Annotated in this window: 22 protein-coding genes and 2 pseudogenes; 16 read left to right on the top strand and 8 right to left on the bottom strand. The window is 51.2% G+C overall.

Annotation, left to right across the window (positions count from 1 at the left end; translation table 11 throughout):
- Window positions 1-107: 107 nt before the first annotated feature.
- The 10 genes from AB4N84_RS29340 (at window position 108) to AB4N84_RS29295 (ending at window position 9,036) form a co-directional block, all read left to right on the top strand.
- On the top strand, window positions 108-776 hold the full coding sequence (locus AB4N84_RS29340) for a LysR substrate-binding domain-containing protein (RefSeq protein WP_460044472.1): 669 nt from the start codon (window positions 108-110) through the stop codon (window positions 774-776).
- Between the two features lie 67 nt (window positions 777-843).
- Entirely contained in the window at window positions 844-2,295 is a 1,452-nt protein-coding gene (locus AB4N84_RS29335; protein ID WP_460044471.1) for a catalase, read from the top strand.
- A gap of 173 nt (window positions 2,296-2,468) precedes the next feature.
- A complete protein-coding gene (locus AB4N84_RS29330) occupies window positions 2,469-2,705 on the top strand; it encodes a hypothetical protein (protein ID WP_460044470.1) in 237 nt (78 codons plus the stop codon).
- Window positions 2,706-2,817: 112 nt separating this feature from the next.
- Window positions 2,818-3,807 carry an alpha/beta fold hydrolase gene (locus AB4N84_RS29325; protein ID WP_460044469.1) on the top strand — a complete coding sequence of 330 codons (990 nt, stop codon included), beginning with the start codon at window positions 2,818-2,820 and terminating at the stop codon, window positions 3,805-3,807.
- Window positions 3,808-3,879: 72 nt separating this feature from the next.
- Entirely contained in the window at window positions 3,880-4,305 is a 426-nt protein-coding gene (locus AB4N84_RS29320) for an OsmC family protein (protein WP_460047173.1), read from the top strand.
- Window positions 4,306-4,374: 69 nt separating this feature from the next.
- A complete protein-coding gene (locus AB4N84_RS29315; RefSeq protein ID WP_460044467.1) occupies window positions 4,375-5,397 on the top strand; it encodes an aldo/keto reductase in 1,023 nt (340 codons plus the stop codon).
- Between the two features lie 149 nt (window positions 5,398-5,546).
- The gene (gene rfaP, locus AB4N84_RS29310) at window positions 5,547-6,377 is read left to right on the top strand and encodes a lipopolysaccharide core heptose(I) kinase RfaP (RefSeq protein WP_460044465.1); all 831 of its coding nucleotides are present in this window, start codon (window positions 5,547-5,549) and stop codon (window positions 6,375-6,377) included.
- Between the two features lie 141 nt (window positions 6,378-6,518).
- Complete coding sequence (locus tag AB4N84_RS29305) at window positions 6,519-7,994, top strand: sensor histidine kinase (RefSeq protein WP_460044464.1); 1,476 nt, start codon at window positions 6,519-6,521, stop codon at window positions 7,992-7,994.
- Window positions 7,994-8,617: a response regulator transcription factor gene (locus tag AB4N84_RS29300; RefSeq protein ID WP_460044462.1), complete on the top strand. Its 624-nt coding sequence runs from the start codon at window positions 7,994-7,996 to the stop codon at window positions 8,615-8,617. Before AB4N84_RS29305 ends, AB4N84_RS29300 begins: the two co-directional genes overlap by 1 nt.
- A gap of 50 nt (window positions 8,618-8,667) precedes the next feature.
- Complete coding sequence (locus tag AB4N84_RS29295; protein ID WP_460044461.1) at window positions 8,668-9,036, top strand: response regulator transcription factor; 369 nt, start codon at window positions 8,668-8,670, stop codon at window positions 9,034-9,036.
- 92 nt (window positions 9,037-9,128) lie between these two features.
- Here the strand turns inward: AB4N84_RS29295 and AB4N84_RS29290 are convergent, their stop codons facing one another.
- Window positions 9,129-9,386, bottom strand: coding sequence for a type B 50S ribosomal protein L31 (locus tag AB4N84_RS29290; RefSeq protein WP_460044459.1), 258 nt, complete (start codon window positions 9,384-9,386; stop codon window positions 9,129-9,131).
- 336 nt (window positions 9,387-9,722) lie between these two features.
- Here AB4N84_RS29290 and AB4N84_RS29285 point away from each other — a divergent pair, with 336 nt between their 5' ends.
- Entirely contained in the window at window positions 9,723-9,923 is a 201-nt protein-coding gene (locus AB4N84_RS29285) for a hypothetical protein (RefSeq protein WP_460044457.1), read from the top strand.
- A 284-nt stretch (window positions 9,924-10,207) separates the two neighbouring features.
- On the opposite strand, the gene AB4N84_RS29280 is transcribed toward AB4N84_RS29285, so the two are convergent.
- The 3 genes from AB4N84_RS29280 to AB4N84_RS29270 all read right to left on the bottom strand — a co-directional run bounded on the left by AB4N84_RS29280 (window position 10,208) and on the right by AB4N84_RS29270 (window position 15,236).
- On the bottom strand, window positions 10,208-10,846 hold the full coding sequence (locus tag AB4N84_RS29280; protein WP_460044455.1) for a hypothetical protein: 639 nt from the start codon (window positions 10,844-10,846) through the stop codon (window positions 10,208-10,210).
- Between the two features lie 412 nt (window positions 10,847-11,258).
- The gene (locus tag AB4N84_RS29275; RefSeq protein WP_460044453.1) at window positions 11,259-13,598 is read right to left on the bottom strand and encodes a putative bifunctional diguanylate cyclase/phosphodiesterase; all 2,340 of its coding nucleotides are present in this window, start codon (window positions 13,596-13,598) and stop codon (window positions 11,259-11,261) included.
- Between the two features lie 9 nt (window positions 13,599-13,607).
- Window positions 13,608-15,236, bottom strand: a complete 1,629-nt coding sequence (locus tag AB4N84_RS29270; protein WP_460044451.1) for a methyl-accepting chemotaxis protein — start codon at window positions 15,234-15,236, stop codon at window positions 13,608-13,610.
- Between the two features lie 591 nt (window positions 15,237-15,827).
- On the opposite strand from AB4N84_RS29270, the gene AB4N84_RS29265 reads away from it, so the two are divergent.
- Window positions 15,828-16,412 carry a hypothetical protein gene (locus tag AB4N84_RS29265; protein ID WP_460044449.1) on the top strand — a complete coding sequence of 195 codons (585 nt, stop codon included), beginning with the start codon at window positions 15,828-15,830 and terminating at the stop codon, window positions 16,410-16,412.
- Window positions 16,413-16,723: 311 nt separating this feature from the next.
- On the opposite strand, the pseudogene AB4N84_RS29260 reads toward AB4N84_RS29265, so the two are convergent.
- The 3 genes and pseudogenes from AB4N84_RS29260 to AB4N84_RS29250 all read right to left on the bottom strand — a co-directional run bounded on the left by AB4N84_RS29260 (window position 16,724) and on the right by AB4N84_RS29250 (window position 18,065).
- Window positions 16,724-17,517: pseudogene (locus AB4N84_RS29260) on the bottom strand (NYN domain-containing protein).
- Window positions 17,518-17,575: 58 nt separating this feature from the next.
- The gene (locus tag AB4N84_RS29255) at window positions 17,576-17,800 is read right to left on the bottom strand and encodes an AbrB/MazE/SpoVT family DNA-binding domain-containing protein (RefSeq protein WP_460044448.1); all 225 of its coding nucleotides are present in this window, start codon (window positions 17,798-17,800) and stop codon (window positions 17,576-17,578) included.
- A gap of 70 nt (window positions 17,801-17,870) precedes the next feature.
- The gene (locus AB4N84_RS29250) at window positions 17,871-18,065 is read right to left on the bottom strand and encodes a DUF7740 domain-containing protein (RefSeq protein ID WP_460044447.1); all 195 of its coding nucleotides are present in this window, start codon (window positions 18,063-18,065) and stop codon (window positions 17,871-17,873) included.
- Between the two features lie 131 nt (window positions 18,066-18,196).
- On the opposite strand from AB4N84_RS29250, the gene AB4N84_RS29245 reads away from it, so the two are divergent.
- Both AB4N84_RS29245 and AB4N84_RS29240 read left to right on the top strand, forming a co-directional pair.
- A complete protein-coding gene (locus tag AB4N84_RS29245) occupies window positions 18,197-18,568 on the top strand; it encodes a histone-like nucleoid-structuring protein, MvaT/MvaU family (RefSeq protein ID WP_460044445.1) in 372 nt (123 codons plus the stop codon).
- A 399-nt stretch (window positions 18,569-18,967) separates the two neighbouring features.
- Window positions 18,968-19,378 (top strand): annotated as a pseudogene (locus tag AB4N84_RS29240) (IS66 family transposase); the annotation flags it as partial.
- A 51-nt stretch (window positions 19,379-19,429) separates the two neighbouring features.
- Here AB4N84_RS29240 and AB4N84_RS29235 read toward each other — a convergent pair.
- On the bottom strand, window positions 19,430-20,440 hold the full coding sequence (locus AB4N84_RS29235) for a zinc-dependent alcohol dehydrogenase family protein (protein ID WP_460044443.1): 1,011 nt from the start codon (window positions 20,438-20,440) through the stop codon (window positions 19,430-19,432).
- Between the two features lie 182 nt (window positions 20,441-20,622).
- Between AB4N84_RS29235 and AB4N84_RS29230 the strand changes: the two genes are divergently transcribed.
- Both AB4N84_RS29230 and AB4N84_RS29225 read left to right on the top strand, forming a co-directional pair.
- Window positions 20,623-21,522 carry a LysR family transcriptional regulator gene (locus AB4N84_RS29230; protein WP_460044442.1) on the top strand — a complete coding sequence of 300 codons (900 nt, stop codon included), beginning with the start codon at window positions 20,623-20,625 and terminating at the stop codon, window positions 21,520-21,522.
- Between the two features lie 11 nt (window positions 21,523-21,533).
- Window positions 21,534-21,683, top strand: coding sequence for a hypothetical protein (locus tag AB4N84_RS29225; protein WP_460044440.1), 150 nt, complete (start codon window positions 21,534-21,536; stop codon window positions 21,681-21,683).
- Window positions 21,684-21,938 lie beyond the last annotated feature (255 nt).

Genomic DNA, 21,938 nt, shown 5'->3' with positions numbered 1-21,938 from the left:
AATGTTCTACTGTGGCTTCTCCGCTAGTTAAGCCCCGCTAGCGGTTGAGTACGTGCATTAGGTTCTCTTTGAGCTGAATGCCGAACCTATACGCGCAGGTAGGTAGAATGATGAAAATTTCAGCGTTGAGAACTAGCCCTTTTTCTGAAGATCCTATGAGGTTTTCAAAGAGGTTGCGCGTCGGCGTATCCACGGACGTAGAATACGTATTTCTACAGTCGCTTCTGTGCAAATTGCGCATTGAAATGCCCAAGGTTCCCCTGAGCGTGCAGCGAGTAGACCCATCAGCGATGCCGTCCTTGCTGGCTTCTGGGGAGATTTCCTTCGGAATTGGCTTGGATTCGCGTAATCACCGCCTTGCAAATATGCAACTATTGCGAACTAGCAAGTCTGTGGTTCTCCGTGCCGACACGGGGCCAGGGCCATTGTCGTTGAAAGAGATCTGCTATCGCCCCCACGCATCTGTCAACTATTCAATCAATGTCGACGTGCAGATTGACGAAATGATGCGAGAGCTCGGTCACAACAGAAAGATCTCTGTCGAAATCCCCCACTTCGAAAATTTACCAAGTGTGTTGGCAAGAACTGATTACCTGGCGATCGTACCTGATTACGTGGGTGAACAGTTGGTCAAGCGTGGAGGTTTGCGTTCTGAATTGATGCCGATGCAAGAGGGTAATTTCGGACTGTTCATATCTTGGCGAGCAGGTGCAGATGACAGCCCGTCTACTCGCTGGCTTCGATCTAGATGCTCCATGATTCTCGGTTATCGATAAATCTATCAATACGATTGATCCAGTTTCATTTGTAGCTTTATTAACTATACATATTGGTGAATAAGACATGACTAACCCGAACGTGCTCACTACTGCAGGTGGCTCGCCAGTCGCGGATAATCAGAACTCTCGCTCTGCTGGTATGCGAGGCCCGCTCCTTCTTGACGATTTTCATTTGATTGAGAAACTGGCTCATTTCAATCGTGAGAATATTCCTGAGCGTCGGGTGCATGCTAAAGGTTCTGGAGCACACGGAACATTCACTGTTAGCCGCGATATCAGTCAGTATACCTCAGCGAATGTTTTCTCTACCGTTGGTAAGCAGACGCCCATTTTCATTCGGTTTTCAACTGTAGGCGGAGAGCGTGGATCTGCGGATACCGAGCGAGATCCTCGGGGCTTCGCGGTCAAGTTTTACACCGAAGAAGGCAACTGGGATATCGTCGGCAATAACACACCGGTGTTTTTTATCCGTGATCCATTGAAGTTTCCTGATTTTATTCATACCCAAAAACGTGACCCGCAAACTAACCTCAAAGATGCGCAAATGATGTGGGACTTCTGGTCTCACTCACCTGAAGCGCTCCATCAGATAACCACGCTGTTTTCTGATCGCGGAATCCCAGATGGCTACCGCCACATGCATGGTTTCGGGAGCCACACGTATTGTCTCGTCAACAGCGCTGGTGCTCGCTTTTGGGTCAAATGGCATTTCAAGACCCTGCAAGGCATCAAGAACCTCGCGCCATCAGAGGCTGCTCGCCTCGCGGGCACTGATCCAGACTATGCACAGCGGGATCTGTTTTCGGCGATCGACCGTGGGGATTTCCCGAAGTGGCGAGTCTGTATTCAACTGATGACTGAGCATCAGGCAGAAACCCACACAGAGAATCCGTTCGACGTCACAAAGGTTTGGTCTCAAAAAGAATACCCTTTGATTGAAGTTGGTGAACTTGAGCTGAATCGAAATCCTCTCAATTATTTTGCTGAAGTCGAGCAGGCAGCATTTGCTCCTAGCAATATGGTGCCGGGGGTAGGGCTTTCTCCTGACAAGATGCTGCAGGGCAGAGTATTCGCCTACGCAGATGCGCAGCGTTATCGGGTAGGTACGAATCATCAGCAGTTGCCTATCAATGCGCCGGTGAGCCCGGTCAACACTTATCAGCGTGACGGCTCGATGCGCTTTGGTTCTAACGGGGCAAGTACGCCCAATTATGAGCCCAACAGTTACGCTGATTCGCCTAAGCAGGACAGTGCGTTCGCGGAACCGGCGCTGCCGCTGCGGGGCGTAGCGGGGCGACACGATCAGCGTGAGGACACCGACTATTACAGCCAGGCTGGTAAATTGTTCAATTTGATGAGTGATGAACAAAAATCCGCTTTGGTTCTTAATATCGCTGGCGCTATGCGCGGTGTGTCTAAGGAAGTAGTAGATCGACAACTTAAGCATTTTTATCAGGCTGATCCTGCCTATGGATTATTTATTGCTGAGCTAATCAGCGAAATGCAAGCTCTGTAACCGATGACGCCTTTTGGATGCGCAGCTCAAATTGTCCATAGGCGTCTAATGCTATTAAAAAACTAGCTGCTTATATGGTTTTGATCTTGATAGTTGGTTTCGGAAATGCCATTGCCAACGCAGCTGATGACGACACTTTACCTCCTGTGGTGGCAGAGAACGGAGCCGAGCATGTGAGACCTCGATCCGTCGCATCGGAGGGTGCGGATCACGTCGGTGCGCATTCACTTGCTTCGGATGGCACTGACTACGTGGGCGCAGGAGCGGTGGCCGACAGTCGTGTTGAACGCTGGCTGGCCTTGGATGGCTCCAACAACAGCAAGACCGGCGTTGTGCCGGCGGATCAGTTGGATCGTATGAACGCAACAGAGCTCGCGGGCGAGCTCTGTTATGACTGTTCGACCCGGTGATTTTTTGTAAACCCTTGGCGTGCGGCCCCGAATATTTCAAGGGGAACGCTGGAGCCAAGGTTTTGGCTCAGACACTGAGTTTTGAAAACCCTAAAAAAAGGCGGGTTTACCCATGTTGATCAAACCAATTCGCGCACTCGGGCATCTCGCGCTGGCCTCTACCTTGGTTGCGCTGGCTTCGCTTGCTTTTGCTTCCGAGCGTAAGGACATTTCTGATGCGGCGCTGGTGAAAGCTCTGCCCGGTTTTAGTAATGGGTATGCAGAGGTTAATGGGATACGGCTGCATTACGTAAGTGGAGGGAAGGGCGAGCCAGTGATACTGCTACCTGGTTGGCCGGAAACATGGTGGGCATATCATAAGATTATGCCGGAGTTAGCCAAGACGCACCGTGTGGTGTCTGTTGATTTTAGAGGCATGGGGTCTTCGTCTAAGCCAGCTGGCGGTTATGACAAGAAAAGCATGGCTAAAGACATCTCTGAATTGATCCGTCAGTTGGGTTACGAGAAGGCCGACGTGGTGGGCCACGACATCGGAGCGATGGTGGCTTTCAGCCTTGCCGCCAACCATCCCGACCAGGTGAGAAAGCTTGTGATGCTTGATGTCGCTCATCCGAGCGCCGGTTATCTGAAAATTCCGATGCTTCCGGAAGCCGGAACGTTCAATGAAAAGATCGATGAGAATCACCCTTACCTTTGGTGGTTTGCATTCCACCAGGTGAAAGGGCTTCCAGAAGATTTATTGGAAGGGCGCGCGGGTATAGAACAGGCCTGGTTCTTCCGTTATATGCTGAAGAACGAATCCGCTATCGATAAACGCGATCGTGCTGTATATGCGGCGGCGTATTCCAGCCGAGACGCAATACGCGCGGGAAATGGATGGTATCAAGCGTTCGATCAGGACATCAAAGACAACGAAACCTACTCCAAAATTAAGATGCCTGTTTTGGGGCTGGGTGGGCCAGGTTATCCCCGGCTAAAGAGTGCCCTAGATGCTCAGGCGGAAAACTCTCAAACTTTCCGGGTGGAGGGTAGTGGCCACTTCATTTCCGAAGAAAAGCCGAACGAACTGCTTGCGCATCTCAAGGACTTTTTCGGTGAATGACGTTCATTTGCTCTAAAAATCTTTATAATCAATGCCTCTCTGCTCTTCCGCGCTAAGGAGTTTATCGTGAAAATTAAAAGAATTGGTTCTGCAAAATGGCAAGGTGGTTTCAAGGATGGCGGTGGCTCAGTTTCGACCGCTAGTAATGCCTTGTCAGAGTATCCGTACGCAGTGGGCACCCGTTTCGATACCAGACCAGGCACCAATCCTGAGGAACTCATCGGCGCGGCACATTCCGCATGCTTCACCATGGCGTTCTCGATGATTCTTGGAGAAGAAGGATTCACTGCCAGTCAGTTGGAAACCTCTGCAACTGTTGCCATTGAGTCCGTAGAAAAAGGTTTTGCTATCACGTCCATTTCGTTGGATCTAAGGGCGAGTATTCCCGAGATAACAAACGATCAATTTCAGCAGTTGGCATCGTTGGCAAAGCTCCATTGCCCAGTATCAAAACTGTTCAACGCCGAAATCAGCTTGGAAGCTACGCTACTTAGCTGATAAATGACCGCTCTAGGCAACTAGAGCGGTGTGTCTCAGAGTGTCAATAATTTTTTGTGAGGAATCGCCGTGATTTATCGTCATTTGGGAAAGTCAGGTCTTCGAGTTCCGGTTCTTAGCTTTGGCACCGCCAGCTTCGGGGGCGGAAATGAATTTTTCAAGGGATTTGGGTCAACAACTGCCAACGCTGCCTCGCGTTTGATTGATGTTTGCCTCGATCACGGGGTTTCCCTGTTCGACAGTGCTGATGTGTACTCCGATGGGCTATCCGAGAGCATTCTTGGCGAAGCGATCAAGGGGAAGCGTGAAAGATTGCTGCTCTCGACAAAGCTCACCTTTCCAACCGGTGAGGGCCCGAATGACTATGGTTCCTCGCGGATGCACCTGATCGATGGCGTTGATAAAGCACTCGCCCGTTTGGGCACCGATCGGATCGATCTGCTGCAGCTCCATGGCCAAGATTTGAACACACCTGTTGAAGAGACGCTCAGTACTCTGGATCAATTGGTGCGCGACGGTAAGGTCAGGTATATCGGGGCCTCGAACTTCTCCGGTTGGCACCTGATGAAATCGCTGGCATGTTCAGAGCGCCATGGCTACGCCCGATATGTTGCGCATCAAGCTTACTATTCGCTTTTGAATCGCGATTATGAGTGGGAGCTGAAACCACTCGGGATGGATCAAGGTGTGGGAGCGATCATCTGGAGCCCACTGGGCTGGGGCAAATTAACCGGCAAAATTCGCCGCAATCAGTCGGCGCAACCAGGAACAAGAGCTCATGATATTGCAGGGACGGGCCCGCAAGCTCCTGAAGAGCGTCTGTTCCGGATCATCGACGCGATTGATGTCATTTCTGAGCAAACAGGCAAGTCCGTTCCGCAGATTGCACTTAACTGGCTGCTTCAGCAAGCGTCTGTGTCGAGCATCTTGATTGGAGCGCGTAATGAGTCGCAATTGTTGGAAAACTTAGGCGCCATTGGCTGGAACCTCAACACTGAGCAACTTGCCAGTCTGGATGCTGCTAGTGCACAACAAGCGTCATACCCAACCTGGCATCAATCAGACTTTCCAATGCTAAACGGTGCTGCATAAACGGGATGAATGTCCGTGGGTTTTGCGGATGGCGGCAAGGACGTTTTGGCTGCGCAAATGCTGTTACGGCGCTTGGTTTTTATCCGCATATGAGCTAGTTCTTGTGCGGCTGAGTACCAAGCCATTCAATTTTTTCAGAAGGCTTAGTCATGACGTTGAGAGATATGTTGAGTTGTCGGCCAGCAGTCGTACTCGCACCACCTTTCAATTCATTGTGGAATGAGGAAGAGGCCTTTGACAGAGTGAATGCGCTCAGTGGCGAAGAATTCAGGAAGGTCGCCGGCCGCCGTACTTTCCGCATTGACTTAGGTAACACGGGATATTTTGTTAAAACCCACACAGGAGTCGGCTGGGGTGAGGTTTTCAAGAATTTGATAACAGGTAAACTCCCGGTCTTAGGTGCGGAATCGGAATTTCGCGCGGCGACCCACCTTACGAAGCTAGGCATATCGACGCTGACCGTGAGCGCTTTTGGGTCAAGAGGATTTAACCCAGCCCGAGCCGAGTCGTTCTTGGTAACGGAGGAAATTGCTCCCGCTGTTGACCTCGAAGTACTCACTAAACATTGGGAGATTGAACCGCCTTCGTTTTCGTTTAAGCATTCTTTGATAGGCGCGCTTGCTCGCTTGATCCGAGACATGCATGAGGCAGGTGTAAACCATCGAGACTGCTATCTTTGTCACTTTCTTCTGCACAGTGATTCCCAAGCCGGGGTGATAAGGTTATCCGTAATCGATCTTCACCGTGCGCAAATACGTGAATCGGTATCGGGTCGCTGGATGATTAAGGATTTAGCCGGACTCGCCTTTTCGGCTTTGAACATCGGTCTCACCCAGCGTGATTATCTGCGGTTCCTGATGATGTATTTTGAATGTGACACGGATTCGATTTTTGAGGGACGTAGGTATGAATTAGAGGCGATAAAACGCAGGCTTGATAAGTTTGCCAGGAGAAAAAATAAGTATGGAGATTTGCTGTGATTTTTTTTCAGTTTCCGGTGTTGTTATCCGAAGGGCTGTATCTGGCGCTTCGGCACGCGTTCTGTCTCCGCCAGTCGCAACGACAACAGGGTTATGCAATGCATCTTATAGCAACAATAGATAAAAAAGGTGAGATTGAAAATGACCAATGCAACTGACTGCGGGCGTGCTTGGTCTTCAAGTGGCGCCGCTATGCGCGGAATCATTTTGCTCTTGATGTTGATCTTTTTTTTATTGGAAAGTATTGGCCCATTTGGTACGGTTGCCAGTTTTTTTTACATTTTAGTGGTCGCCATTTCTGGCGAAGCCGGTGATCGGCGCTGGGTCATAATTGTTGCGTCCGGATCCGGACTTTTGACCGTGCTATCAAATCTGTTATTTCATGATTCAAACTTACATTTCTCCTTGGAAGCGTGTTTGGCCAGTCTTCTCGCGATATATATCGTTGCGCATTTGGTACTGGGTAAAAAAGAGGCAAAGTACAGACTGACATTCCAGCAGCAAATTCTCCATCGTACCCAGGCTTTACTTGAAAGCACGCAAAACCTGAGCGCTGCGGGGAGTATTTCGTTTTTATTCCCATCTATGGATATGCAGTGGTCTGTAGAGGCGAAGCGAATTTGTGGATTTGATCGCAATGATTCGCCGCTGATATCAGATCTACTGAGGTCGACTCACGTAGACGATCACGACCTGGTGCTGCAGACCATTCAAGGGCTTTGCTGCCAGCAGTCTTCTACCGATTCCGAATTCCGCCTTGTCCTGGCTGACCGTAAGACTAGAATTATTCGCTTCGTTGCCAGCCCTATTGGATCAGTTGATGAACTGTCTGAAGTCACCGTGATCTTGATTGACGTCACTTCTGCTCGTGAATCCGAAGATAGATTTCAGCAACATCAGGCAGAGTTGGCACATATTAATCGAGTAATGGTATTTAACGAAATCATTGCCTCTATTGCGCACGAGGTAAACCAGCCGCTTGCAGCTGTTGTCACAAGTGCACAGTCGGGATTGCGATGGCTGAATCGTGAGACTCCCAATCTTGCGGAGGTTGATTTGGCACTGCTGCGTGTTGTAGAGCAAACTAATCGTACGAGTACGTTTATGAATAATCTAAGAGAGCATTCTGTCGAAAGTGTACGGGTAGCGGAGCCGACCTGTATCCGTGAAATTTTTAAAAGCGCCGATATTCTGTTGAAGCGTGAAGCCCGTGCGTATCAGATTGACGTGAGTTTTCACATCAATAGCGATACTCCTCTGGTTGCTGCAGATAGAGTTCAGATTCAGCATGTGATAATGAATTTAGTGTCTAACTCGATAGAGGCCGTGTCGCAATGTTCTAGTGGTGTTCGTGAGATAATTATTGTTGCAAGTCGTTCTATTAGTGGTGATTTGTCCGTTTCCGTCCGTGATAGCGGAACTGGAATCAGAAGTGAACACTTCGAGAATTTATTCATTCCTTTCTTCACCACCAAGAAGCACGGGGTCGGTGTGGGACTGGCTATTTGCCGGTCAATAGTCGAAGCCCATGGCGGCAGGATTTGGGCCGGAAGCGAACGACGCGCAGGTGCGATATTCAATTTTTCGTTGCCGCAGCTCGGCAAAGTGAGCATCTAATGGCTGCTATTAAAACGGCAGATGTTTTTGTTGTAGACGACGATGTGGCTTTATGTGAGTCAATCAGTTCGCTGTTGCGATCGATTGGGCTAAAGGTAAGAACTTTCTCCTCCGGATTGAGCTTTTTGAATGCGGCCGAAATAGAGCGCCCTGATTGTGTAATTCTGGATGTGAGGCTGCAGGGAGAAAGCGGATTGGATTTGCCATTGATAATGCGTAGCAAAAATATAGACAGTCCGGTCGTATTTATTAGCGGCCATGGGGATATCAAGATGTCAGTCAGTGCCATGAAGACAGGGGCATTGGATTTTTTAGCGAAGCCTTTCCGTGATCAAGAGTTGCTTGACAGCGTTGCGATGTCCATAAAACAGTGCAACGAGCGTCGCAATTCATCCGATATGTTGGCATTACTACGCACTCGCTATTCGACGTTAACGATGCGGGAGCGCCAGGTCATGACTCATGCTGTAAGCGGTTTGATGAACAAGCAGATTGCCTCCCTACTAGAGCTTAGTGAGGTGACCGTTAAAATCCATCGCAAGCAAGCGATGGACAAAATGTGCGCTAAAACATTTGCGGACTTGGTCAAGATGGAAGTGATGATCTCTGATGTAGCAAAATAGTGGGGACGGCCTTGCAGAGTTTTCAATTTTATTCGTGAGAGGGTAGGTGTATGGTTCAAGGTGCCGTCATATCAGTCATTGATAATGAAGATTCAATACTTTCATCTGTTGGAAGTCTGATCAGGTCTGTCGGTTTTTCGGTGAATCTCTTTTGCTCCGCTGAAAGTTTTGTCTATTCAACCGCCTTTTCTGAGACTGTATGTTTGATTGTCGATATTCAAATGCCTGGAATGAGCGGGCTTGAGCTACAGGCGTTGCTGATCAAATCTGGGATCAACATTCCTATCATTTTCATGACCGGATTTGCTGATCCCTCCATTCGCAAGCGTGCAATGGAAGGCGGAGCAGTATGCATCCTGGATAAGCCTTTTCAGAGTGATAATCTTATCAGGTGTGTTGAGCGCGCGCTGAGTGCCTAGTTTAATGTAATACGATTTTTTTCTGTCCAAAAAGAAGCCCCTTCAAGGGGCCTCATGTATATTTTTAATTTCAAAGCTTTCTATTCACTTCTCTACCGTTTTGAGCTGATGGAACCGAATCGTTTATTGAATCCTGCGATCCTGCCCTCGGTAGTCGCTTGACGTTGTTGGCCCGTATAAATAGGGTGGGATGCGCTGGAGACATCGAGGATGACGTAAGGATATTCGATACCGTCTGTGTGCAGTTGTGTCCTGTCAGTTTCAACCGTCGAGCCTATGACGAAATAGACGTTTGCCGCCGTATCGTGGAACAATACGTTGCGATAGTTTGGATGGATGTTCTCTTTCATTTTTGTATTCCTCACTTGACCTGGGTAATCGTGATCATAGTACAGGTTCAAAAAATGAAGTGTCAATTTTTCATGCGCTCTTTATCGGGCTGGGGGAGCCTCTATGCTCTGGGCTTGTTAGGGTTAAATTATCTGATTCGGCTTTGGGTTGAAAATAGCTTGCCGAGCTTTGCGCAGACTTTGGCCCACAGACCAACAGGCCAACAAAAAACATCTCGTCAATAATACTTAAGCGTTACCTACCGCCTCCGGCGTAATACTTTTGTTTGTGTATGCGCTTTAGAAGTAAATGCGTATGATGTTTCATATAGCACCCGTCATCTGAGGACTTTCGAAATGGAAGTAATTGTTAAAGAGCGCACTGAAGATCACATGTCTCATGATGCGATCAGCGCAGGCGTCACGATGTGGGAGGTTGTGCAAGGGGACGTATTGGTAGGCGTGTACCATCGAGAGTCTGATGCAATTGCGTACAAGAATCTTTTGGAAAGTGGAGCGCTCACCCAGTTGGATCACATCACGTCCGTTCATAAGTAAATTTTCAGGTGTGATGCATTGTTTATGCCTGATTTAGTGACATTGGGTCGGCTTTTTTCTAAAGCCGCTCTTGTGTGTATGTAAAAAGGTGATGGGCATGATCAGGTCGCACAGAGAGCTTTCTCGTATTGACAATTTTCGACATCCCTAAGATTGGCTGGGCATTTGCCAGCGCGCTGCCCTTTCCTGGCTGAAGGATTGGGCAGTGCTATTTTTAAAACCGTTTAGATTTTGATCAAGTCCTCTCAGTAATTCTTCCTGCCTCCCCTCAAGACAAGTGATGTTTAGATTGCTTGTGAGTCCATTGTTTTTGCGAGTGCTATTTTGGCCTTTAGCTGTACTTGCGCTATTTCTTGCTTCTTCTTGAGCAATTGCTCAAGCTTTTCATCCACGGCTAATTTCTCCTCAGGCGACATCTGGTCGTACTGCTCCTTGGTCACGCCTGTCAGTTCTTGACGCAATTTCTCAGCGTCTGTTTGATTCATGTAATCCATGAAGTCATTTCTGGCTGAGTGTATCTTTGGTTGACTTGTAGACGCATTGAGTGACTCGCTATCGTTGCTTCTACTCTCTGCCACATCATTTTTTTGGACGCTATCCACCGCGTTTTTGGTGGCATCTGCATTTTTTCTTGGAGTTGGATAGATGCTGCTGGCGGTCGCTTGGCTGTCGGGCGTTCTCGTTGGTAAGTTGACCATCATTCGAGCGAACGACTCTTGGTATTCGTCTGGCTCAGGGTTCTTGATCGAGGCTGAACTGGTGAGTTTATCTTGTGAGACTCCAGCAACGGCGTAAACGCGCTTTTTAAGGCTTTCAGTGTTTACCTCCGCTCCTGTCGTTCTCGTAACGGTTACTAGCATTTTCTGGTGGTAAGGCCTTGGTGCATGGGCTCTTGGCTGAGCCGGAACGTTGGCATTAATCATTTAGAGATCCAGTTTCTTGTTGGTTCAATAATTGAAGCAATAATCGTACCGGATAGGATATGACTCCCTCTAGTGCGTCTAGCCCGATTTCACCACTGTTCCCGTGGTTCGAATGCCGTTTTTTGCTTCAGAAAAATTGGCAGCGATCTAAAGACTGACGCCCAAACGTTCCTCTTTGCCGCTATCGGCACTTTTTTGCCGACTGGAGAGCATTTCGCGATGACAGCCAGCACCTTCTAGTGATTGGTCGCGATGCCCACTGGGCTAAAAATCCTCCACGACACAAACCACCATTGGTGGTGAAGCGCTCGCGAACACCCGAGGGAGGTCAATAACTCGAACAAGTCCTGAGAGGAATGCCAGAGGCCTTTGCTTAGCAGGCACGTGGATCGTGTTCAGCGACCGCGAAGAATCAGACCCAACGTTGGGATCTGAACGAAGACTCAATTCGATCCTGTACAAAATCCTGGAACGCGGTTGCGCTGAGCGCCTCTGCGTAGAAATAACCCTGCGCCTGGTTGCATCCGTGGGTTGCCAATGCGTTACGAATACCAATCTCTTCGACGCCTTCAGCGATGACGGTCATGCCGAAGCTGTGGCCTAGAGTAATTATCGCGCGCACGATCGCTTCATCCTGGGCGCTCGTCATTACACCGCGAACAAATGACTGATCAATCTTGAGCTTATCCACGGCGAACCGTTTTAGGTAGGACATGCTGGAGTAGCCTGTCCCGAAGTCATCAATGGACATACCTACCCCTAATGCTTTTAGCCCGCGCATCGTTTCAATGACATGTTCGGAGTGCTCGATCAGGATTGATTCCGTCAGCTCAAGCTCCAATAGTCTCGGGTCGAGTCCGCTGTCGTAAAGCGCCCATCTGACTTGCTGCACCAGGTTTCCCTGACGAAATTGCACTGCCGAACAGTTCATTGCGACGCTGAGGTTGCCAAGGCCTGTCTCATTCCAAGCCATCGCCTGCGCGCAGACCTCCTTAACCAACCAATTCCCAATCGGCACGATGAGTCCGCTAGCCTCTGCGACCGCGATAAACTCATAAGGCGGTATTTGCCCGTGGATTGGATGATCCCATCTCAGCAATGCCTCCGCACCAACCACCTCCTCTGTAACGAGATCAACCTGTGGCTGATAGAAAATCTGGAGTTCTTTTCGTTCAAAAGCCTGACGAAGTTCGCTTTGAATATGCAGAAAGCGCAACTCGCGCACGCCCATGGTTGCCTCGTAAAAAGCCCATGTGTTGCGCCCGTTTTGTTTGGCCTGCGTCAAGGCGGTGTCAGCCGCTTTAAGCAATGAGGTGAAATCGTGGCCGTGGCTGGGGTAACAGGCAATCCCGGCCGAAATGGACACAGATAAATTGTAGCCATCGAATACGAGCGGTTTCTGTATGAATTGCAGGATGCGGCTAACCAGTTGTGCGATGCGGTTTGGGTCACTGTCATCTATCAAGACCAGAAACTCATCACCGCTGATCCTCGCGACCTTTTCCACTGAAGGCTTGAGGGCCTCAAGCCGTAGGGCAAGGCACCTGAGGATTGCGTCTCCTGTAATATGTCCGAGCGAATCATTAATCGTCTTGAAGTTATCTACGTCGAAGTAGACAAGCGTCAGGTGCCGGCCGCTGTCGTCTGTGATGCTCTGATTAACGTGCTCCAAGAGATAGCGCCGGTTGGGTAAACCGGTCAGTTCGTCTTGAAAGGCTGATTCTCGCAACTCTTCTGCCATTTGTTGGCGACGAGCGCGATGGGTCTGCAGGCGCAAGCTCAGCCCGATGATCAGCAGGTACAGGGCCGCACAAACACTACTTGAGGCAATTGCCGTGTACTTCCATCCCGCGAGGTAATCCTCCGCCGCCAGTCCGATGACTGATACCACTGGTAGATTGCCGATCCGCTTGAAGTTGTACAGTCGCTCGATACCGTCCACGCGGGATCGCATCGAGAGCGAACCTTCCTCAATGCCTTGCGCCAATAGTTGATCGATCCCGTCGGCCCTATAGAAGCGCGGGTAGCTCTTGCGCGATGGGATTCGCAGTATGGTCTGCGGTTGATCAGTTCGACGTAAGGTGATTACGCCATGAGTACCCACATTTATTTTGCTAAGAACGTCGATGAGCTCCTTCAACGGTTTGCTGGTGGCGATCCAGCCGAGAGGCCGTTGCTGTCCGTCAACGACAGGAACGGCCAAGTACAACAAGTCCTTGTTAGTGCTACTGCCCAACACCATGAATGTCGCACCTAGTCCTGCGACCTGCTGTGTAAGCGAGGCTCGGAACTGTTCCAGTCCGTCAGAGGTGACTGGCGGGCGCGCATTGGAATCAAACAAGAAGCTACCGTTAACCGTGAGCACGTCAAAATGCCCGATAGCGGGATAGCGTTGAACCAATGAGCGTAGCTGCCAGGGCTGAATCGATGGGGCTCCATCGCCCTGACTAAGCGTCGCATCCATATGTGATGCAATACCTTGCAAGCTTGCTTGGGCCTCACGCAGAGTGCTGTTCAGGCGGGTCTCCAGCATCTGATTGAGATTACTTGCGTCCAGCGTTGCTTGGTGCTGCGCTTCTAGATACGAAGAGATTAACAAGGTAGCCAGCAGCGCTACGATGGAGATGCCCAGTACCAACCACCCCCACCATTGCAATCCCTGTGCTTTACGAGTGGGCGAAATCGCATCAGGGTTTTCTGCGCAAACACGAGCCCTGCGCTCTATTGTTTCGTTGATCGCATGATCACTCATAGGTAGGGCTCAAATAGAGAAACGGGAGATCATGCCGTTTAGGTCAACAGCTAACCGTGACAGCTGGCCGCTGGCGTGGCTCGTTTGGCTAGCTCCTGTCGCGGACTGCGTCGAAAGGTCACGAATGGTGACGAGACTGCGATCCACTTCCCGAGCGACTTGGGCTTGTTGTTCCGTTGCGCTGGCAATCACCACATTTCGTTCGTTAATTCTCGATATAGCTAGCGTGATCTGCTCCAAGGCTTGACCCGCCGAGCGAGCGCGTTCGAGCGTTTGCGCCGCTTTAGTCGCACTGCTGTGTAGTGCCGCCACAGTGGCGCCCGTTCCTGTCTGGATGCTTTCGATCATGTTGCCGATTTCGACGGTCGACGCTTGAGTACGCTTGGCGAGGAAGCGAACCTCATCAGCGACCACGGCAAAGCCCCGTCCCGCATCGCCGGCACGCGCTGCTTCTATTGCGGCATTAAGGGCCAGCAGATTCGTTTGATCAGAGATGCTATGTATCACGCTGAGTACTGTGTTGATCTCAGAAGCATGCCGTGACAAATGGTTGGCCTGGTCGGAAGCCAACATCACATCCTGAGCCAAGCCTTGAATCAGAGCGATGGTTTCGTTGACCTGCTCGTGCCCTTTCTGGGTTTCATGATCAGAAGCTTGAGACAGGTTGGAGGTGCTGACGGCGTTGCTCGCGACTTCATCGACCGCGCTGCTCATTTCGGTAACGGCCGTCGCGGCCTGTGCGATCTGATCGGACTGCTGCTGCAATCCTTGAGTGCTTTGCCCCATGATTGCCGTCATTTCTTCGGCCGCTGCCGCCAGTTGCTGGGCAGAGTCTCCTATGCCTTCAATGGTCGACCGCAGGTTTGTCTGCATTTCCCGCATAGCCCCGAGCAGAGCCGCAGGTTCGTCCGAGCCTCTGACGTCGATGGGCCCATTGAGAATGCCCCCGGCAATTGTCTGAGCGACCAAAACTGCCTGGCGTATCGGATAGATAATGCTACGCGTCAGCACAATGGCCAGCGCAACCGTCACTACAACCGATAACGCCAAAATAAGGCTGATGATCAGTTGCATGTTTTCGTACAACTGATGAGATTCCTGCGCGGCAGCGGATGCGCCGGCTTCGTTGAGTCTCACCAGTTGATCCACGTTGTGCGTCAGCTCATCGCCGACGTTCGCAAGAATAGAACTCAACCGCTCCATTTCCCTCACATCGGGATCTCGGTTGCCGAGCAGCGCGACGAAATCATGCAGGGCAGGCAGATAGATATCTAGAGAGCGTTTCAAGGCGTCGAGCAGCGCGACCTCGTCGCTCCCAGCCTTACGGTTGCGAAACTCCACCATCAGGGATTCCAGGTTTCTCTCAGTACTGGCGATGAGTGCCTGACTCTTCAAACGCACCTGCGGATCCTTGGAAGCACGCATACGCTGGCCTTCCAGCCGTATGGTGTTGATACGCACAGACAATTTTTGTGCTGAGGTAATGCCAGCTATCCAGATCTCATTTGTGCGGTTAGTCGCTCGATCCAGCGCTGCCATCTGCATCAGAGAGAACAAGCCAAGGAATAATACGATTAGTGTGATGACTGAGAATCCGGCTGCTGCCCTGATTCCGATGCTGAATGACCTAAGATGCATGCGTTGTCTTCCCCTATTTTTCTCGGCCATTGCTGAGGTGAATTGACGAGCTGACCGCGCCACTTTTAATGTGGCTTCAAGACTTGAAGGGTAAGCTAACACTGAAACTTTGTGATGCCGATTGGCTATCCGACTGATGCGATCATACTTACGTATAGGGGCGTCCTTAGTCGGGAAAAATGTGCTGTAAGCTAACTGAAACACTTTCCGGTTTCGGGCCATTGACGGCGAACGCGCGCGTCCACGACACGAACCGTAGCCAAGGGTACAAATGGTGTTGACCAAGGTTGTATCTAATAGATGTCCTTCAGCTCCCACTGGCTTTTTTAAGCGGCCCAACGGTGCTCTCGATCTGCGGAAACTGCATTGAGACGATCTTGATTAACCGAGGCGAGCTTACCGTTGCCATGTCTGCATCGGCCGATGCATGAGGGATATGCGTGATTGTTGATCCGCATGTGGGAGGGCCTCACAGGAGTATTTACCTCCATCGAGACCCCGCGAGATTTATTCTCTTTAGAGCTTTCCAATCTTGCGATGGCTAAGGTGGGAGCCGTTGAACCCCTAGGACACTATGATGGAAATTGAGGTATGGCGGTGAGCGAGATTTTGGCAATCAAGGATCTGGTCAGACAGTCCGCTGAGGCGTTGCAGGATGCCGTCCAGCATCATTGGCCAGTGGTTAATCCCGAGCGTAACGGGCTGCAGGAATCTAACCTGACGATTCACTTTGCGGCTCGTGCTTTGAGCGCCGGCTTGCATGTCTATCCCGAGGCATCAAACCATAACGTAGTGGATGGTCACAGCCGAGTGGATCTGTTTGTTAAGGGGCAGATTGGCGGAAATGATGTGGCAATTTTGGTTGAGTCCAAGAAATTGTTTTCAGCGGGCAAAGCGGCAGAGATGCATGCGGATTACCAGAAGATGCAAAATTTCCAATTTGCAAACAGCCAAGGGGCGAACCTGGAGAAAGAACAGGGATGTTTGAGGTTGGGGGTTTTACTGGCCGTGACTGCAGATGTGAACAACAAGGACTGGTGGATCGAACCCTATCCATACGACGGTAGGTCATGGGACAGGTTGGCCGGAGTCTTGACGAAGGCGTGCGATAAGGGGAGTTACGAAATAACGGGGTTGTATCCACAACACATTCTTTATGCTGTGTTCCGACTCTAACGCCTGCTCGTGGCGGGGCCATGCTACTGCCCGGCTATAGGCAGCTCCGAGATGACGTTCTCCCTTGGGCATGCCCGTTAGCGAGAGAGGGGATTTCAGTTCGCGGTGCATTTCACTAGGCGCCGGGAAGCTAATGGAAAGGTGTTTCAGGTGGAGGATCCCGAGAACCTCACGCTGATGGGCTTGCGCAGCGAGGCCCCGAAAGCCCGTCGATAAGGCAGTCAAGGAATTCTCACTTCATCAATGACTCGGCTAGGAAACTGTCGGGTGCTGACTTGGAGAAGATAACTGCTATCGCAGGATCACCCATGTTATTTGCCCGGCTGCCTGTGCCTTGCATACATGACTGCGGTACCACCTGAGCTGCCCCGCGCTTGCAGCTCGAACGACTGGGGATAGCCTTTAATGAGATCACTGAGTTTTTTGTAGCCGTGGGTGCGAGGGTCGAACTCTGGACGAAGTTTGGTGATGTTCGTTCCTAACGCGCCGAGCTGCACCCAGCCATCCTCGTCAGCGATGTCGTCCAGGATCTTCGCAATGAAACCGATTGGAGCCTTTGGCTTTTTGGGCGATTGCGCTGCAGCGGGTTTCGACACGTCGAAGGGTGCAGCCGGGTCTGCGCTGGGCTCTTCGGGAACAGCTGCAACGGCATCTTCGCGCAGTAGTTCGATGTAGATGAATTTGTCGCACGCCGCCACGAAAGGCCGAGGAGTTTTTCTTCGCCAAACCCGTACACGGTCAGTCCTTCTTCACGCAGGCGAGATGCCAACCGTGTGAAGTCGCTGTCGCTAGAAACCAGGCAGAACCCGTCGAAGCGGCGGGTGTAGAGCAAGTCCATCGCATCAATGATCAATGAGCTGTCAGTGGCGTTTTTGCCCTTGGTATAGGCGAATTGCTGGATGGGTTGAATGGAGTGGTCGAGGAGAACTTTCTTCCATCCACCCAGCTGCGGCCCAGTCCAGTCGCCATAAATTCGCTTGACGCTTGCGACACCGTATTTAGCGATCTCCTCGAACAGGCCCTCAACGATCGCTGCTGGCGCGTTATCGGCATCGATCAGAACTGCGAGGTGCTTCTGGGCGTTACTACTAGTATTCGTAGCCATGGATCATCCTTGAGTGAAAGCACCACCATACCCGTAATCGGAGGATTATTCCGCGCTTCTACTGGGGTGTTGCCTTGTCCCAGGCTTCAGTCAGTTCATCCAAGCGATCAGGGATCTTCGGCGTTTTCGACAGGATCAAGCAGCGGCTATTCCCTACATACTCTTCGATTAGGAAAACCGAGTCCCCGACATCTACACCGAGCTCTTGGAGAACAGCGTCGGGAATGCGGATGGCGCCATCGCCGTTCCAGTCCTCAATCGTGATTTTCAGTGGTTGGCTCAAGGGGATTCTCCAGCATACGGTGGTGAGGAGGGCAGGCGATTTTGGGATTGCCGACCGAGACGTAGTGTCTTCATGTATCGAGATTCTCTGCGATTAACTCGACCATCAACAGTGGGCTTTTGCTGTCGATCACCTTATAAATAATTTCTCGTTTGCTCCGTGGCAGCTTCTTCACAACACTTTTCGCAGTCGCGCGGACTGCTTGATCGGTGCCGTGAATGCGCGCCGCCAGCAGTAGAGCAATGATCGCGTCTGTGAGGTTCATCTGGCGTCCAGCGGCTTCGGATAAAGTTTAGGACTTTAACCCAGTTTTGGACTCAATAGAGGTGACCCCATGAGGGCTTTGAACTAGCATTACACCACTGAGCATCATCATTAGGATTCAAGGAGCTTCACATGTCTCGTCTCGCAGAATTTCGCAAACTTGAACAGCAGCTGGCTGCTCAACTGGCCGAGCTGGAAACACTGAAAAATGACAGCGGTTTGAAGAAAGAAATCGAGTTTGAAACCAAATTGCGCACGCTTTTGGGTGAGTACGGCTACAGCCTGCGTGAGATCGTTGGCATTCTGGATCCGCAAGCGGGTGGGGGTCGCAAGGGGGCGCCGGTCGTGGCCGAGAAAGCAACTCGCAAGGCCCGCTCTGTAAAAGTCTACAAGAGCCCACTAACTGGCGAAGTAGTAGAGACCAAAGGCGGCAACCACAAACTGCTCAAGGCTTGGAAAAACCAGTTTGGTAGCGCAGAGGTTGAGTCCTGGCTAGTGAAGTAAGCTGTTGCTGGAAGCAAGAGCCGCCCTCGGGCGGCTTTTTTGTTCCGATGTCCGATTTACGAAGGGATTCACCACGCTTGGCAATTTCCATGCGACCCACCTCATCTACATCGACCTTTCCTCAAGAACGCCCATAAAGGATCTCTCCTCAGTTGTGATGAAGTGGAATAGCAGATCGAATGTGTCCGCGCCCGTCACATGCCCCACCTGGTGCCCTGTGCGGATCCTTCCGCCTCTGTAGGTGCTCGTGATGGCAGTGCCATCGACTTAGTACTTAAAAGCAGCGCCGACCCCGGAAAGGCCATGGGTATCGCTGGGGAAGTGACATGGGTTTGTAAGCAAATAAGAACGCGTGAGGATGGAAGCCCGAAGGGCCGAGACGCCCTGGAGCCAGATTTACGGCGCCAATTACGGCAGGAAAAAGCCGTCCCGGTGATGGAGAGGCTGCATACTTGGATGATCACCCAGCGAGATCTCGTGCCCGAAGGTTCGGCCATCAGCAGAACGCTTGATTACAGCCTAAAACGCTGGGCAGCGCTGTCGCGCTACCTCGATGACGGGGCCGTACCCATTGATAATAATTGGGCAGAGAACCAGATCCGGCCATGGGCTCTGGGACGCAAGAACTGGCTCTTCGCAGGGTCATTACGCAGTGGCAAACGGGCGGCGGCGATCATGAGTTTGATCCAGTCTGCACGGCTCAACGGGCATGATCCGTACGCTTACTTGAAGGCCGTGCTCACGCGCCTGCCGTCGCAGCGGGCGAGTGAGATTGCCGATCTGCTGCCACATAATTGGGTGGCCATCTGACCGCGCATATTTCAATGCGGAAATTTGCGGCGTAACTCCGGTGGCCTGATTCTACTCGATTTTGATTACTACCTTACCAAAGGCGCCTCTGGCCAAATGTTCGTACGCTTCGCGTGCTTGATCGAATGGATACACGTGGTCGATTACCGGGCGAATCTTGTGCTCATTCAAGAATTCGTTCATTCGGTCAAATGACGAGCGTGGAGCAACGGCTATGCCGCGAATCGTTGTTTGTCGGAAAATCATAGGCATCAGGTTCAGGGCAGAGGTTTGGCCTGTCAGAAAGCCGATCTGTGCGATACGTCCACCTACCTTTGTTGCAGCAATCGATTGATTGATGCCGTCACCGCCTGCCACATCCAGCAGAAGATCCACTCCCTTGCCGTCAGTGAGCTTCAGAACTTCCTCTGCCCATTCAGGGGTAGTGCGATAATTCACACCAGCAACAGCGCCCAGTTTTTTTACAGCTTCCAGATTGTCATCACGGCTGGAGGTGACGATAACCTTGGCTCCCAAAGCCGTAGCAATTTGTGCTGCAAAAACAGAAACACCTCCAGATCCCTGAACCAAAACGGTTTGGCCGGTCTCGATCTGGCCATAATCGACGAGCGCATACCACGCCGTCAGAGCAGCAATTGGAAGGGTCGCTGCTTCCTCATCTGACATGTTGTTAGGGGCACCTACCGCGCTGTCTTCATGGATGATCATGTATTCCGCCAGACCACCAGGCAATGGCGATCCAAAGCAGTAGTTAGGCTCATCTGGGCCAGGCATGCCGTCCAACCAACGTGAGTAGAGGTGTGAGTTTACCCGGTCTCCGATAGCGAAGCGGCTGACACCATCGCCAACTGCCACGACAGTCCCCGCCGCATCGCTGACGGGGATCAGTGGTTTGGGCACCATGTGAGGTTCATAGATGCCGTCAACGATGGCCTTGTCCCGGAAATTGAGTGATACAGCGCCTACTTTGACCAGCAGTTCACCAGCTTGGGGCACGGGTGTTTCCGTTTCGCCCTGTACCAGATTATCCAAGCCGAAATCTTTCAGAAGCCACGCTTTCATTTTTTGTCTCCAACAATTTTGAATGTGCAGGTGAGGAAAGCTCCTCCCTTACGCTGAGGACATTGTTGAGGTTTCCCGGCTATAGATAAATGTGCAGAAACGAACAGGATTGTTATCCTGATCAGCAACAATCACCCAGTTAACAGGTTCCCGAGAAGAGACTTATGGAGCTTCTACAGTCGATGCAAGTATTCGCCAAGCTAGCGGAGTTGGGGAGCTTCACCAAAGTCGCTGAGGCAATGCAGGCCGGACGCCCGCACGTCACACGCACCATTCAGGATTTGGAAGCCTCGCTGGGTGTCCGTCTGTTCCAGCGCACTACGCGTAAAGTAAAACTGACGGCTGAGGGCGAGCGGTTTTACGAACGCGTCAAAGAGATTTTAGCAACCATCGCAGAAACCACTTCCATGTTCGACCGTAGTGGATCGACGCTGCGAGGTCGGCTTCGAATTGACATCCCAACTGCATTTTCCCAGCGCAGCTTCATGGAAAGCCTTAGGAGATTTACAGAGGCATTTCCCGAAATCGAGCTTGCGCTAGGCGTGACCGACCGTACGGTAGATCTCGTCGCCGAGGGCATCGACTGTGTATTGCGAATTGGTGACCTCCCGGATTCAAGCATGGTGGCCAGAGAAATTGGCACCGCCACCATGGTGACCTGTGCGTCTCCAAGTTATCTCCAAGCCTGCGGGGCACCCATAACCCTACAAGATCTAGCAGACCACCAATGTGTAAGCTTCCTTTCCGGTCAAAATTACAGACCGCTGCCTTGGCACTTCTCGGTAGACGGCAAAGATCGTCCACACACGCCTCATGGTGGAATCACTGTGAATGAGTCGAATGCCTACGTTCAGTGCGGTGTTGCAGGCTTCGGCATTGTTCAAGCTCCTGGCATTGCCGTTGAGACATTCCTCGCAAGCGGAGAACTGGTTGAAGTGCTCAGGGCATTTCGTCCAAAGCCTCGCCTGGTATCCGTGCTTTATCCAAGCAGAACGCATCTTGCGCCTCAGGTCGACGCATTTGTGGATTGGCTGAAGGAACATTTTCCTGTGCTACACCCCAGCTGGTTCACAGCGCACTGACCTTCGCTCATATGCTGACCCCGCACCAAAACGGGCTGGTGCAAGATGTGTTCGGCAGACGCTTACAGCTGGTCGAGACTAACGGCGGAAATCATAAGACGCCGAAAGCTTGGAAAGCTGAGCACTGTAGTGATGAGGTTGAGTCTTGGCTCACCAAGTAACGATTTAGTGCGTTGAAGTGGTCGCCTGCGTGATTGCATCTGACTTGACCACCTAATCGCATCGCTACTGACCAGTCGTTTGCATCCGATTTGACCAGTCATTAGCATTCGCGCTGACCAGCTGTTTGCAGCTGATGGGTTCAGCGGATGCCACTCAAGGACTGCAACCGACCGACTCTGTTGAAAAAGTCGGTTTTCTCGAACGGCGAGAAGACTGATCGGTGAAAGCCCCGTTTTTGCGCATTGCTACGTGAA

The organism is Pseudomonas sp. S2_H01, assembly GCF_054668305.1.
This window is presented reverse-complemented; position numbering and strand designations above follow the sequence as displayed.